General features: G+C 69.8%; 12 protein-coding genes and 1 tRNA gene. 8 read left to right on the top strand and 5 right to left on the bottom strand.

Annotation, left to right across the window (positions count from 1 at the left end; translation table 11 throughout):
- Nucleotides 1–111: 111 nt before the first annotated feature.
- The 4 genes from C2L58_RS40915 to C2L58_RS40900 all read left to right on the top strand — a co-directional run bounded on the left by C2L58_RS40915 (nt 112) and on the right by C2L58_RS40900 (nt 4,334).
- Nucleotides 112–1,020, top strand: a complete 909-nt coding sequence (locus C2L58_RS40915; protein ID WP_103342992.1) for an ABC transporter ATP-binding protein — start codon at nt 112–114, stop codon at nt 1,018–1,020.
- A complete protein-coding gene (locus C2L58_RS40910; protein ID WP_233226204.1) occupies nt 1,017–2,237 on the top strand; it encodes an ABC transporter permease in 1,221 nt (406 codons plus the stop codon). The genes C2L58_RS40915 and C2L58_RS40910 overlap by 4 nt, the downstream gene beginning before the upstream one ends.
- 274 nt (nt 2,238–2,511) lie before the next feature.
- Nucleotides 2,512–3,288, top strand: a complete 777-nt coding sequence (locus C2L58_RS40905; RefSeq protein ID WP_103342991.1) for a mechanosensitive ion channel family protein — start codon at nt 2,512–2,514, stop codon at nt 3,286–3,288.
- Nucleotides 3,289–3,695: 407 nt separating this feature from the next.
- Entirely contained in the window at nt 3,696–4,334 is a 639-nt protein-coding gene (locus tag C2L58_RS40900; RefSeq protein ID WP_103342990.1) for a nicotinamide mononucleotide transporter family protein, read from the top strand.
- Here the strand turns inward: C2L58_RS40900 and C2L58_RS40895 are convergent.
- Both C2L58_RS40895 and C2L58_RS40890 read right to left on the bottom strand, forming a co-directional pair.
- The gene (locus C2L58_RS40895; protein ID WP_103342989.1) at nt 4,315–5,925 is read right to left on the bottom strand and encodes an L-lactate permease; all 1,611 of its coding nucleotides are present in this window, start codon (nt 5,923–5,925) and stop codon (nt 4,315–4,317) included. The two genes, C2L58_RS40900 and C2L58_RS40895, sit on opposite strands and share 20 nt — an antisense overlap.
- A 110-nt stretch (nt 5,926–6,035) precedes the next feature.
- Entirely contained in the window at nt 6,036–6,629 is a 594-nt protein-coding gene (locus tag C2L58_RS40890) for a TetR/AcrR family transcriptional regulator (RefSeq protein ID WP_103342988.1), read from the bottom strand.
- Between the two features lie 82 nt (nt 6,630–6,711).
- On the opposite strand from C2L58_RS40890, the gene C2L58_RS40885 reads away from it, so the two are divergent.
- Nucleotides 6,712–7,455 (top strand): SDR family oxidoreductase, encoded by a 744-nt coding sequence (locus tag C2L58_RS40885; protein ID WP_199191676.1) that lies wholly within the window; start codon nt 6,712–6,714, stop codon nt 7,453–7,455.
- Here C2L58_RS40885 and C2L58_RS40880 read toward each other — a convergent pair whose 3' ends face one another.
- Together C2L58_RS40880 and aceE are read right to left on the bottom strand one after the other, a co-directional pair.
- Complete coding sequence (locus C2L58_RS40880) at nt 7,456–8,667, bottom strand: alpha-hydroxy acid oxidase (protein ID WP_103342986.1); 1,212 nt, start codon at nt 8,665–8,667, stop codon at nt 7,456–7,458. It lies immediately after the preceding gene.
- Nucleotides 8,668–8,750: 83 nt separating this feature from the next.
- A complete protein-coding gene (aceE, locus tag C2L58_RS40875) occupies nt 8,751–11,546 on the bottom strand; it encodes a pyruvate dehydrogenase (acetyl-transferring), homodimeric type (protein WP_103342985.1) in 2,796 nt (931 codons plus the stop codon).
- Nucleotides 11,547–11,963: 417 nt separating this feature from the next.
- On the opposite strand from aceE, the gene C2L58_RS40870 reads away from it, so the two are divergent.
- From C2L58_RS40870 to C2L58_RS40860, 3 genes are all read left to right on the top strand, one after another.
- The gene (locus C2L58_RS40870) at nt 11,964–12,395 is read left to right on the top strand and encodes a DUF3052 domain-containing protein (RefSeq protein ID WP_103342984.1); all 432 of its coding nucleotides are present in this window, start codon (nt 11,964–11,966) and stop codon (nt 12,393–12,395) included.
- Between the two features lie 73 nt (nt 12,396–12,468).
- Nucleotides 12,469–12,930: a peroxiredoxin gene (locus C2L58_RS40865; RefSeq protein WP_103342983.1), complete on the top strand. Its 462-nt coding sequence runs from the start codon at nt 12,469–12,471 to the stop codon at nt 12,928–12,930.
- A gap of 38 nt (nt 12,931–12,968) precedes the next feature.
- A tRNA-Val gene (locus C2L58_RS40860) sits at nt 12,969–13,043 on the top strand.
- Between the two features lie 196 nt (nt 13,044–13,239).
- On the opposite strand, the gene C2L58_RS40855 is transcribed toward C2L58_RS40860, so the two are convergent.
- Nucleotides 13,240–13,839 (bottom strand): LppA family lipoprotein, encoded by a 600-nt coding sequence (locus tag C2L58_RS40855; protein ID WP_158264236.1) that lies wholly within the window; start codon nt 13,837–13,839, stop codon nt 13,240–13,242.
- Between the last annotated feature and the right edge of the window lies 1 nt (nt 13,840).

Here is a 13,840-nt window from a genome sequence, read left to right as displayed (position 1 = left end):
GGCGATCCTACGTGCCCGCAACTTTGGTAGCCCCTCGCGGCAACGCGCGAGGGTAGGCGGGGCGTGTACGCACTGCCTAGGATCGACGCCACACAGAACGGGGGAACCGGAATGACCGGTTTGGAGATCGACGGGGTGTCCAAACGCTACGGCGACGTGGTCGCCCTGCGGGAAATGACGTTCGACGTCCGGCCGGGCGAACTGTTCGGCTTCGTCGGCAGCAACGGCGCCGGGAAGACCACGACCATGCGGATCGCGCTCGGGGTGCTGTCCGCCGACGCCGGCGAAGTCCGCTACGACGGCGTGCCGGTGACGCACGAGACTCGCCGTCACATCGGCTACATGCCCGAAGAACGCGGGCTCTACCCGAAGATGAAGGTGGCCGAGCAGCTGACCTACCTCGCGCGGCTGCACGGCATGCCCGCGGCCGACGCGCGGGCGTCGGCCGAAGCGTGGACCGAACGGCTCGGCGTCGCCGGCCGCCGCGACGACGAGGTGCAGAAGCTGTCCCTCGGCAACCAGCAGCGCGTCCAGCTGGCCGCGGCGCTGGTGCACGAGCCGCGGATCCTGGTGCTCGACGAGCCGTTCTCCGGCCTCGACCCGGTCGCGGTCGACGTGATGAGCCAGGTGCTCAAGGAGAAGGCGGCCGAGGGGGTGCCGGTCGTGTTCTCCAGCCACCAGCTCGATCTGGTGGAACGGCTCTGCGACCGCGTCGGGATCGTCCGCAGTGGACAGATGGTCGCCGTCGGCACGGTCGACGAGCTGCGGGCCGGCGGCGCGGTGCGGCTGCGGGTCGACGTTCCCGAGGCGGGAGCCGGGTGGGCCGACGGCCTGCCCGGGGTGAAGGTGCTCGGCCGGAAGGGTTCGGTGACCGAGCTCGAACTGGGCGAGGGCGCCGACGACCAGGCCGTGCTCAAGGCCGCGCTGGCCACCGGGCCGGTCCGCGAGTTCGCCCGCGAGCAGCCGTCGCTGACCGAGTTGTTCCGTTCCGTCGTCACGACCGAGGAGGTCGCCGCATGACCACGCCGGTTCCGGACGTCCGGATGAGCCCGACGGCCGCGGTGGGGCTGGTCGCCTCCCGCGAGATCAGCACCCGCGTGAAGTCGAAGGCCTTCCGCGTCAGCACCGTGATCATGCTGCTGCTGATCGTGGTCGGCATCGTGCTGATCAAGCTGATCTCCGGCGGCAGCGGCCCCGACGCCAAGGTCGGGATCAGCACCGCGACGGCCGCCTTCTCGGCGCCGCTGAAGGCCGTCGGGAAGACCCTCGGCGAGAACATCGAGACCACTCAGGTCGCCGACGAGGCGGCCGGGCGCGCGAAGCTGGCCGACGGCTCGCTCGACGCCCTGCTCACCGGTGACGGCAAGAGCGTGCACGTCCAGGTGAAGAAGGACCTCGACGGCAAGCTCGCGAACGTCCTGCAGCTGCTGTCCCAGCAGGTGGCGATCAGCCAGCAGGTGACGGCGCTGGGCGGGAACCCGGCACAGTTCCAGGCGGCGATCGCGTCCGCGAAGTTCGTCGAGGACCCGCCGCTGGAGGAGCCGTACGACTACAACGGCCAGCAGCTCGTGCTGGGCATCGTCGCCGGCATCCTGATCTACCTGTCGCTGATGATCAACGGCCAGAGCGTGGCCCAGGGCGTCGTCGAGGAAAAGACGTCCCGGGTCGTCGAGCTGCTGCTGTCGACGATCAAGCCGTGGCAGCTGATGGCGGGCAAGGTGCTCGGGATCGGGGTGGTGGGGCTGATCCAGATGCTCGTGATCGGCGCCGGCGGGGTCATCGCCGGGTTGGCCACGGGAGTGTTGACCATCTCCGTTTCCGCGGCGGTGGGCACGGTCGTCTGGCTGGTCGTGTGGTACCTGCTCGGGTTCTTCATGTACTCGATCGTGTTCGCCGCGCTGGGGGCGCTGGTTTCGCGCCAGGAAGACGTCGGCGGCGCGACGATGCCGGCCCTGATGTTCGTGATCGCCGGGTACGTCATCGGCATTTCGGTGCTGCCGTCGGATCCGGGCAACACGTTCGTCGAAGTGCTTTCGGTGATTCCGGTGTTCTCGCCGACGCTGATGCCGATGCGGCTCGCGATGGGCGGGGTGCCCGTTTGGGAAGCGGTGGTGTCGGTGGGGCTCGTGGTGCTGCTGATTCCGGGGTTGATCTGGTTCGCCGCCCGGATCTACCGCAACGCCGTCATGCGCACCGGCGCGAAAGTGAAACTCCGCGACGCCCTGCGCGCCGCCTGAGATTTCCCTGATCCGGCCCCCGGCGACCCCGGGGGCCGGATTTGTCCGGACGGTGCTTGTCCGCGCTTGTCTGCCCGGTAATGCTCGAGGCCGCCCGGCGCTTGCGGTTTACGCTGCGCCGGACGGCCTCGTCTCCCCGGTCCCCACCGGTAGAACCAGTATGGCCACGGGTGATCTTTCCGCGCCAGTCGTCTCACTCGATCGTGGGGCGCACGAGTTGCCGCCCCTGGGTACTTGATCGACGATCCGGTGCAAATCCGTGGAGGGAGTCGGTATGGGCGAGCAACTGAAGGACGGGCTCGGGCAGGCGTGGGCGATGGTGGCCACCTTCGTCCCGAAACTCGTGGGATTCCTGATCATCCTGCTGATCGGCTGGTTGATCGCGAAAGCCGTGTCGAAAGGGCTGGCGCTCGTGCTCGGGAAAGCCGGTTTCGGCAAACTCGTCGAGCGGACCGGGCTCAGCGGAAAGATCGGCCAGCAGAAGATCGACGCGACCGGGATCCTGGTCAAATTGGTCTACTACTTCATTCTGCTGATCGCGCTCCAGCTGGCGTTCGGCGTGTTCGGGCCGACCAACCCGGTGAGCCAGCTGCTCAACGACATCATCGCGTTCCTGCCGCGGATCGTGGTGGCGCTGGTGCTGGTCGTGGTGGCCGCGGCGATCGCGAAGGTGGTGCGGGACGTCGTCGCGTCGGCGCTGTCCGGCCGCGGCGCGGCGCGGCCGCTTTCGGTGGCGGCGTACTGGCTGATCATGGCGTTCGGCATCATCGCGGCCCTCGGCCAGGTGAACATCGCGACGGCGATCACGGGCCCGGTGCTGATCACGGTCCTGGCGACGATCGGCGGCGTGATCGTGGTCGGCTTCGGCGGCGGCCTGATCAAGCCGGCCCAGGACCGCTGGCGCGGCTGGCTGGCGAACATGGAGCACCAGCTGGAGACCCCGGCGCAGCGCACGGGCGAGATGGGCACGGGCCCGGCGGCCCAGCGCGCAACGGTCGGCGCGGACAGCACCCCGACGCCGCCGGTCGGCACCCCGCGCCCCCAGATCTGAGGCGCAGGTGAGTGGCGCGGGCCCGGCGGACGAGGAAGCCGCCGGGCCCACGCTGCTGCGTGGGCCGCGGGGGTGAGGCTCTGGTGAGGGGTCGATGACGGGCCGCGAAACGGGTCTTGACGGCGACGGTCCTTGGCCGCCTGGCGTCTCCGGGGCGCGGACAGCACGCGTCGGCGCCCGCACGGCTGGTCCGGGGGGCGTGGCGCGGGATCGGCGGTCGAGGAAGGCGCCGGGCCCGCGCCGTGTCCAGTGGTGCGGACGCCGATCGGCAAACCGGGTGCCTCGAGTCGCGAAGCCGGCGGGCGCCACCGCGTCTCACCGCTCGGGATGTCTCGCCGCTCACACTCCTTGGGGAATGCGTCCGCCAGGGAGCATGTTGAGGAGCGGTAGGACGAAAGGGGCGTGACGTGGACTTCCTGCTGCACCACGGGATCACCGTGCTCGGTCAGTGGATTTCGATCGCGGAGCTCGCCGGGCAGGTGTTCGCGCTCGCCGTCGTGTTCCTCGCGCAGCGTCGCACCCTGTGGACGTGGCCCGTGCAGGTCGGGGCCACGGTGCTGCTCTTCGCCGTCTACGTCTCCGCGCACCTCGGCGGGCTCGCCGCGCGGCAGGTCGCCATCCTCGCCATCTCCGTCTACGGCTGGTGGGCCTGGACGCGCCGCAAGGACCCGGTGTTCGGCGTCGTCGTCCGCAAGGGCCGGCTGGCCGAACGGCTGGCCATGGTCGGCGCCTTCGTCGTCGGCACCACCGTGATGGCGCTGGTCCTCGACGCCCTGCACGCGTCCTGGGCGCCCTGGCCGGACGCCGCCATCTTCGTCGGAACCCTGGTGGCCTTCGGGGCGCAGGGACTCGGGCTCGTCGAATTCTGGCTGGTCTGGCTGGCCGTCGACGCCATCGGCGTGCCGCTGCAGATTTCGTCCGGGCTCTACTTCTCCGCCGCGATCTACATCGTCTTCGCCGGGCTCGTCGTGCACGGCTGGTGGAGCTGGAACCGCTCCGCCCAGCGCGTCGCCGCCCGGCCCGGGGTCACGGCAGCATCCAGCTGAGCGCCGCGGTGCTCTGACCCCACACGATCAGGCACATCGCGAGCAGCAGCCCGAGACTCCACGGCAGCACCTTCCGCAGCAGCTTCCCCTCCTCGCCGGGCAGGTTCGCCGCCACGCAGGCGATGGTGAGGTTCTGCGGCGACACCATCTTGCCGAGGACGCCGCCGGAGCTGTTCGCCGCGGCCAGCAGGTCCGCGGGCAGGCCCGTCTGGTGCGCGGCCGTCACCTGCAGGGCGCCGAACAGGGCGTTCGCCGAGGTGTCGGACCCCGAGACGGCGACGCCGAACCAGCCCAGCACCGGGGAGAGGAACGCCAGCCCGGCACCCGCGGCGGCGATGAACGTGCCGATCGTGGAGGTCTGGCCGGACAGGTTCATCACGTAGGCCAGCGCGAGCACGCCCGTGACGGTCAGGATCGCGAACCGCAGCTCCTTGACCGTCGCCAGCCACTCCTGCGCGGTGTCGCCCGCCTTCACCGCCAGCAACGCCGCCGTGATGACGCCCGCCAGCAGCACCAGCGTGCCGCCGGTGTTGAGGAACGGCAGCGAGAACGTGTTGCCGGACACCGGTTTCCCGTTCGGCGCGGCGACGTTCAGCCCGGGCCAGTGGAACTTCCAGGTCGCCTTGTCCAGCAGCCGCTTGACCGGCGGCAGCACGGCGATCGAGAAGATCACGATGATGAGCAGGTACGGCAGGTACGCCTTGACGACGTCGCCCCGCGAGTCCTCCGGCGGCGCTTCGGCGGTCGCCGTCCCGCCGGTGCCGATCCGGACGGCTTCGGGCACCGGGCGCCGGGTCTGGGGGAGCGCGACCAGCGCGGCCGCGCCGGCCAGCGCCGCCCCGATGTCGGCCAGCTGCGGTGACACGTAGTTCGAGGCGAGGAACTGCACGAGCCCGAACGCGACCCCGCAGACGAGCGCGGGCAGCCAGGTGTCCTTCAGGCCGCGCTTGCCGTCGACGATGATCACCAGCAACAGGGGCACGACCAGCGCGAGCAGCGGCGTCTGGCGCCCGACGATCGACGACACCTCCTGCAGCGGCAGGCCGGTGACCTGGGCGAGGGTGACGACCGGGGTGCCCATGGCGCCGAACGCGACCGGCGCGGTGTTGGCGACCAGTGCGACGACGGCCGCCTTGACCGGGTGGAACCCGACGGCCACCAGCATCACGGCGCTGATCGCCACCGGCGCGCCGAAGCCGGCGAGGGCCTCCATGAGCGCGCCGAAGCAGAAGGCGATGATCAGCGCCTGGATGCGCGGGTCGTCGGAGAGACGCCCGAACGAGCGGCGCAGGACGTCGAAGTGCCCGGTCCGCACGGTGAGCCGGTAGATCCAGAGCGCGTTGACGACGATCCACATGATCGGCCACAACCCGAACGCGGCGCCCTGCAGCGCCCCGGAGACGGCCTGCACGACCGGCATCCCGTACGCGGCGATCCCCACGACGAGCGCGACGAGCAGCCCGATGAGAGCGGCGTGGTGGGCTCGCATCCGGACGGCCCCGAGCAGCACCAGGACGGTGGCGAGCGGCAGTACGGCCACGAGCGCGGACAGGCCCAGCGAGCCCAGCGGAGTCAAATCCTGCACGAACACGGGCGACCTCCGTTTTCCACGATGCGAAAACGGCCTTTCGGCGGGTGCCCGAGATCTTCGTCACAAACCGGTCGGTCCGTCAAGAACTTGAGACCGGTTGGCCCAACGGGTCAGCTGTTGACCGGCAGCACGGCCAGGGCGGTTTCGGCGATGCCGCGCAGGTCGGCCTGGTCGCAGCCGCCTTTGCCCAGGGCTTCGATGCCGCGCATGGTCGCGAGGAGGAGGCCGGCCAGCCGGGCCGGGTCGTGGCCTTCGGCGATGTCGCCCGCGCGCTGAGCGGCCGCGACGCAGGCCGTCAGCATGGCGTTCAGCTCGCGGAACGCCTGCCGGGCGCGCGCCGCGATCTCGGCGTCGTGCTCGGCGCACTCGGCCGCGGCCTTCGCGATGAGGCAGCCCCGGTGGATGTCGTCGGCGATGACGGCTTCGGCGTCGGCCAGGACGTAGTCGCGCAGCCGCTCGTAGGCCTCGCTGTCGGGGCCTTCGAGCCTGCGCCGCGCGCTCTCGACCGCGGTGGCGCAGTGGTCGTCGAAGACGCGCACGAAGAGGGCGTGCTTGTCACCGAAGGCGCCGTAGAGGCTGCCCTTGCCGAGTCCGGTCGCGGCGGCGATGTCGTCGATCTTCGTGCCCGCGTAGCCGGTCGACCAGAACCGGTCCCGCGCGGTGCGCAGGACCGCGCCTTCGTCGAAGCTCCGAGGTCTGGCCATGTCTTCAGGATAGGCATTCTTGACTATCTCGTCCAGAACGGCGTAGGTTCTGGACGAAGCAGTCAAGAACTCGGAGGGCATCGTGAACCTGGAGAACAAGACCGCGCTCGTGACCGGCGGCGGAACCGGCATCGGCCTGGGGATCGCGAAGCGGTTCGCGGCGGAAGGCGCCCACGTCGTCATCACCGGGCGGCGCAAAGAGGTGCTGGACGACGCCGTCGCCGAGATCGGCGGATCGGTCCAGGCGATCCGCGCCGACTCGGCGAACCTCGCCGACCTGGACGAGGTCTACCGCGCGATCGCCGAGCGCGGCCGCGGCCTGGACGTCGTGGTGGCCAACTCCGGCGGCGGCGTTTCGGCCCCGCTGGGCGAGATCACCGAGGAGCAGTTCGACGCGACCTTCGGCACGAACGTCAAGGGCGTCCTCTTCACCGTGCAGAAGGCGTTGCCGCTGCTGAACGAGAAGGCGTCGATCATCATCACCGGCTCGACGACGTCGACGCGCGTGGCGCCGGGCATGAGCCTCTACGCCTCGACGAAGGCCGCCGTGCGCAACTTCGCCCGCACCTGGGCGCTCGACCTGCAGGGACGCGGGGTGCGTGTCAACGTCCTGAGCCCCGGGCCGACGCTCACCCCGGGCCTGCTCGGCCTGGCCGAGCCCGGCGCGGAGCAGGCGATGGTGGAGCAGATGGCGAGCGCGGTCCCGCTGGGCCGCCTCGGCGACCCGTCGGAGATCGCCGCGGCCGCGTTGTTCCTGGCCACCGACGAGGCGAGCTTCGTCAACGGCGTCGAGTTCTTCGTCGACGGCGGCCAGGCGCAGGTCTGACTAACGCAGGGTGGCGTGGCTCGGCGTCAGGTCCTTCAGCGTCCGGACGCCGAGCAGCTGCATCGTGCGGACCATTTCCGTCCGCAGGATGTCCACGCAGCGCTGGACGCCGCGCTCGCCGCCGGCCATCAGGCCGTACAGGAACGCGCGGCCGATCAGGACCGCGTCCGCGCCCCGGGCGATCGCCGCCACGATGTCGCCGCCCGACAGGATGCCCGTGTCGATCCAGACCTCCGCGTCGCCCTGGAGCTCGTCCAGGACCGCCGGGAGCAGCTCGAGCGGCGTCGGGGCGCGGTCGAGCTGGCGGCCGCCGTGGTTGGAGATCAGGACCGCGTCCGCGCCGTGCTTCACCACGTCCCGGGCGTCGTCGACGTTCTGGACGCCCTTGACCACGAGCTTGCCCGGCCAGGTCTGCCGGACCCAGTCGAGGTCGTCGAAGTTCAGCGTCGGGTCGAAGAGCTTGTTCAGCAGTTCCGCGACCGTCCCGTCGAAGTGGCTGAGCGAGGCGAAGTTCAGCGGCTCGGTGGTGAGCAGGTTGAACCACCACGCCGGGTGCATCGCGCCGTCGAGGAACGTCTTGAGCGTCAACGCCGGCGGGATGGTCAGGCCGTTGCGGACGTCGCGGAGGCGGGCACCGCCGACGGGGGTGTCCACGGTCAGCATGAGCGTGTCGTAGCCCGCCGCCCACGCGCGATTCATCAGATCTTCACCGGCGCCGTGGTCGCGCCAGACGTAGAGCTGGAACCACTTGCGGGCGCCCGGCGCGGCTTCGGCGAGGTCCTCGATCGACGTCGTCGCCATCGTCGAGAGCCCGACGGGGATGCCGTTGCGCTCGGCGACACGGGCCACCGCGCGCTCGCCCTCGTGCTGCATCATCCGGGTGAAACCGGTGGGGGCGAAGGCGAACGGCAACGCCGAGGTCTTGCCGAGGATGTCGCGCGTGGTGTCCACATCGGACACCCCGCGCAGCACGTTCGGGTGGAATTCGACGCGGCGGTACGCCTGCCGGGCGCGGAGCAGGCTGTCTTCGAGCTCGGCGGCGCCGTCGGTGTAGTCGAACGCCGCCCGCGGGGTGCGCTTGCGCGCGATCATCCGCAGGTCGGCGACGGTGTGCGCGTTCGCCAGCCGCCGGTCCGTCGGGTTCAGCACGATCGGCTTCGGCCGCAGGATCTGCTGCAGCTCACTCGGCTTCGGCAGCCGGCGCTTCGTCACCCTGATCAACTCCCTAACGGACTACGAGCGAGCGGGACCCGGCAGACATCCGATGTCTGCCGGGTCCCGAAACTAGCACCTGATCACGCGTTGCCGGACTCCGACGTCTGCGGCCCGGCGGCCGCGATGTCGTCGAGCCGGTACTTCGTGGCCGCTTCGAGGACCTTCGCCTGCTCGACCTCGCCGCGCTTGGCCAGGATCGACAGCGCCCCGACGGTGATCGACTCGGCGTCGACCAGGAACTTCCGCCGCGCCGCCGGCCGGGTGTCGGAGAAGCCGAAGCCGTCCGTGCCCAGCGTCAGCATGTCGGTCGGGACGTACGGGCGGATCAGGTCCGGCACCGCGCGCATCCAGTCCGACACGGCCACGACCGGCCCGTTGCTGCCCGAAAGCGCCTCCGTGACGTACGGCACGCGCGGCTCGCTGCCCGGGTAGAGCAGGTTGTCGTGGTCGATCTCGACGGCTTCGCGCCGCAGCTCGGTCCACGACGTGGCCGACCACACCGCGGCCCGCACGCCCCACTCCTCGGCCAGCATCTTCTGCGCCTTCAGCGCGTCCGGCATCGTGACGCCGGAGACGAGGATCTGCACCTCCGGGCCGTCGCCGTCCGGGGCCTCGGCGTACTTGTACAGCCCCTTGAGCAGGCCGTCGACGTCGAGGTTCTCCGGCTCGGCGGGCTGCTGGTACGGCTCGTTGTAGATCGTCATGTAGTAGAAGACGTTCTCGCCGTTGCCGTCCGGGCCGGCCTCGCCGTACATCCGGCGCAGGCCGTCCTTGACGATGTGCGCGATCTCGAACGACCACGCCGGGTCGTAGGCCACCGCGGCCGGGTTGGTCGCCGCCAGCAGCAGCGAGTGCCCGTCGGCGTGCTGCAGGCCTTCACCCGTCAGGGTGGTCCGGCCGGCGGTGGCGCCGAGGACGAACCCGCGGGCCATCTGGTCGGCGGCGGCGTACAGGCCGTCACCCGTCCGCTGGAACCCGAACATCGAGTAGAAGATGTAGATCGGGATCATCGGCTCGCCGTGCGTCGCGTACGACGTGCCGACGGCGGTGAACGACGCGGTGGAGCCCGCCTCGTTGATGCCCTCGTGCAGCAGCTGGCCCTTCTCGGACTCCTTGTAGGCCAGCATCAGGCTCGCGTCGACCGAGGTGTAGGTCTGGCCGTGCGGGTTGTAGATCTTGGCGGTCGGGAACATCGAGTCGAGGCCGAAGGTGCGGGCCTCGTCCGGGATGATCGGGACGACCCGCTTGCCGATCTCGGAGTCCTTGGCCAGCTCGCGGACCAGCCGGACGAACGCCATCGTCGTGGCGACCTCCTGCTTGCCGGAGCCCCGCCGGATGCCCTCGTAGACCTTGTCGCCGGGCAGGACCAGCGCCTTCGCGGCCTTCGGACGGCGTTCCGGCAGGAACCCGCCGAGCGCCTTGCGGCGGCCGATCATGTACTCGATCTCGGGCGAGTTCGCGCCCGGGTGGTAGTACGGCGGCAGCTTCGGGTTGCGCTCCAGCTCCTCGTCGCTGATCGGGATCCGCTGCGAGTCGCGGAACAGCTTCAGGTCGTCGAGGGTGAGCTTCTTCATCTGGTGCGTGGCGTTGCGGCCCTCGAACGCCGGGCCCAGGCCGTAGCCCTTGATGGTGTGGGCCAGGATCACCGTCGGCTGGCCGTGGTGCTCCAGCGCCGACTTGTAGGCCGCGTACACCTTGCGGTAGTCGTGGCCGCCGCGCTTGAGGTTCCAGATGTCGGCGTCGGAGAGGTCCTTGACCAGGTCCTTCGTCCGCGGGTCGCGGCCGAAGAAGTGCTCGCGGACGAAGGCGCCGTCGTTGGCCTTGTACGTCTGGTAGTCACCGTCGGGGGTGACGTTCATCAGGTTGACCAGGGCGCCGTCGCGGTCGGCGTGCAGCAGCGAGTCCCACTCGCGGCCCCAGATCACCTTGATGACGTTCCAGCCGGCACCGCGGAAGTACGACTCCAGCTCCTGGATGATCTTGCCGTTGCCGCGCACCGGGCCGTCGAGCCGCTGCAGGTTGCAGTTGATCACGAAGGTCAGGTTGTCGAGGCCCTCGCCGGCCGCGACGTGGATCAGGCCGCGGGACTCCGCCTCGTCCATCTCGCCGTCGCCGAGGAACGCCCAGACGTGCTGGTCGTCGGTGTTCTTGATGCCGCGGTCGCGCAGGTAGCGGTTGAACCGGGCCTGGTAGATGGCGTTCATCGGGCCGAGGCCCATGGACACCGTCGGGTTCTCCCAGAACTCCGGCATCAGCCGGGGGTGCGGGTACGACGGCAGGCCGCCGCCTTCACCCGCGTGGCTGAATTCCTGCCGGAAGCCGTCGAGCTGCGACTCGCTCAGCCGGCCCTCGAGGAACGCGCGGGCGTAGATGCCGGGGGAGGCGTGGCCCTGGATGTAGATCTGGTCGCCGCCGCCGGAGTGGTCCTTGCCGCGGAAGAAGTGGTTGAAGCCCACCTCGTACAGCGCGGCCGAGGAGGCGTAGGTCGAGATGTGGCCGCCGACGCCGACACCCGGGCGCTGCGCGCGGTGCACCATGATCGCCGCGTTCCAGCGGATCCAGGCGCGGTAGCGGCGCTCGATCTCCTCGTCGCCGGGGAACCACGGCTCGTTCTCCGTGGGGATGGTGTTGACGTAGTCCGTCGAGGTCAGGGCGGGGACGCCGACGTTCCGTTCCCGGGCGCGCTCGAGGATGCGCAGCATCAGGTACCGGGCCCGCTGCTGACCGCCCCTCGCCAGAGCCTCGTCGAAGGAGTCCAGCCACTCGGCGGTCTCCTCCGGGTCGATGTCGGGCAGGTGCGCCGCCAATCCGTCACGGATGACGCGTACGCGTGCCGGGGTCTCCTTGCCGGAGGCGCCGTCGTTCTGCGGGGCCAAGGGGTCTCCTTGCGAAAAGTTGCAGCCGGTGGTGCTCGTACGCGGGGGTGTACGACTCTCCATCGTCGTCTTCCGTCCCGGCTTCCGCACCGCTACTTGGCGGTAACATAGGCCGACCCGGTCGAGCCACTCCCTGCGCGCGGTGTATCGCGCGCGCGTTTTCTTCCTCCCCACCCTAGGGGACGACCCCTCCAGGGGTGGCAGGCCGGGGGCGCCCGGTACCCGAAACGCCGTCGCGGGCGGGGCGTCGCGGGCCGTATCCTGCGACACGAGTTGTCACAGATCCGGTGTGGACGGTTGCGCGCGGGGCTTCACCAGTGTTCGCTATCGGCAACCGGGTAGCCGAGTGTGGCCCAGGTGTACCCCTCGCAGGGTGCCCCGACGCCACGCTCCGTCGTAGTTGGAGGAGTGAAAGCAGTGGTCGCCGCGGGAGACGCTGATCAGAGCAGCGTCGCCGAGAGGCTCGGCATCAAGCCCGAGATGGTGGTCCAGGAGATCGGCTGGGACGAGGACGTCGACGACGACGTCCGCGCGGCGATCGAGGAGCAGATCGGCGGGGACATCCTCGACGAGGAAGCCGACGAGGTCATCGACGTGGTGCTGCTCTGGTGGCGCGAGGACGACGGCGACCTGGGCGACGCGCTCATCGACGCCCGGGGCCCCCTGGAGGAGACCGGCGTGATCTGGGTGCTGACCCCGAAGACGGGACAGCCCGGGCACGTCGAGCCGAGCGAAATCGCCGAAGCGGTGCCCGTGGTCGGCCTGGCCCAGACCGCCAACATCAGTGTCGGCCCGAACTGGATCGGCACCCGCTTGGTGTCTCCCAAGTCGAAGTCGAAGCAGCGCTGAGCCGGTCCCGCCGGACGGACACGATAGGGTTGTCGTCGCAGGCACGTGTCCGTTCGGGAGAGGAAACGCTGGTATGACCGTCGAGGTCGGTTCTGAGGCCCCTGACTTCACGCTCAACGACTACAACAAGCAGCCCGTCCAGCTGTCGTCGTTCCGGGGTGACAAGCCGGTGCTGCTGGTCTTCTACCCCTTCGCGTTCAGCGGCATCTGCACCGGCGAGCTGTGCCAGCTCCGCGACGAGTTCGCGGACTACGACAACAAGGGCGTCCAGGTCCTGGGCGTCTCGGTCGACACGCCGTTTTCCCTGAAGGCGTGGGCCGAGAAGGAGGGCTACCAGTTCCCGCTGCTGTCCGACTTCTGGCCGCACGGCGAGGTGGCGCAGGCGTACGGCGTCTTCAACGCCGACGCCGGCCTGGCGGTCCGCGGCACGTTCCTGATCGACACCTCCGGTGTGGTCCGGTTCGCCGAGGTCAACGCGCCGGGCGAGGCCCGCGACCAGCAGGGCTGGAAGAAGGCCGTGGCCGAACTGGCTTGAGTTCCCTTCGGCGGCGGTCCTGCGGGGCCGCCGCCTGCGGGCGCATAGCTCAGCGGAAGAGCACTCGGTTTACACCCGAGCGGTCGCAGGTTCGAACCCTGCTGCGCCCACCAACGTCCTCGTCTTGCACGCCGTTGGCCAGCGAAGAACATTGCCGAGTGTGACATTGTTGTCATTTTCCGTATCTAGATGATGTGTGTCCATTTCCGCGCTCGACGGTCCAGCCCTGCGTCCCATCGGGTGAATCCGTCGGCTCGTCTCCGGCCACCTGGGCCGCGCCACGAACGGCGGCACAGACCGGCACGCTCGCTATCGTTGCGTGGTCGCGCTCGCGCCGATCCGCGCCTTGGCTTCCGTGGTCAGGTGGCAGCCCGTTTCGATCGAGATGACCGTGGTCGTGCCCGCCGACAGGGTCAGCGTGGCTCCGTATTGATCCCGCAATGCGAACTCGAACGTGGGTGGCTTGTTCGTCTGCACCCCAGGTTTCGTGAACCCGTAGCCGGCGCCGACTTCCGTCGCGATGCGCTTCGCGTCGGCCCACTGCTCGCCGGAGATACCCTTGGGCGCGGTGATGAAGCTGAGGAACGCGCGCACCGCGTCGCGGCTGTCGACGCCCGGGAATTCGTTGGCGCAGCCTGACTGACGGCCATCGTGCTTGTCGGCCCAGCCCGTGAGGCCGAGTCCGTCGGTCAACTTCGTTTGCAGCGTCTTCCGGGCTTCCTCGTAGCGAGCGTCGGCCTCGTCGATCGTCGGCCGCCGCAGGAGTTCGGCGTACTGCTGCTGGCTGGGCACTGGTGTCTCCGGTGAAGGCGTTCCGAGGTATCGACCGCCGTCATCGCAGGCGGCGAGCAGTAGCGTGCCCGCGGCCATCGCGGCGGCCAGCAACGTTCTGGTGGGCATGGAGGTCATC

This window comes from Amycolatopsis sp. CA-126428, from assembly GCF_002904335.1.
Lineage (GTDB): Bacteria > Actinomycetota > Actinomycetes > Mycobacteriales > Pseudonocardiaceae > Amycolatopsis.
Note: the sequence above shows the minus strand (reverse complement) of the source record. Positions and strands in the feature narration are given on the sequence as shown.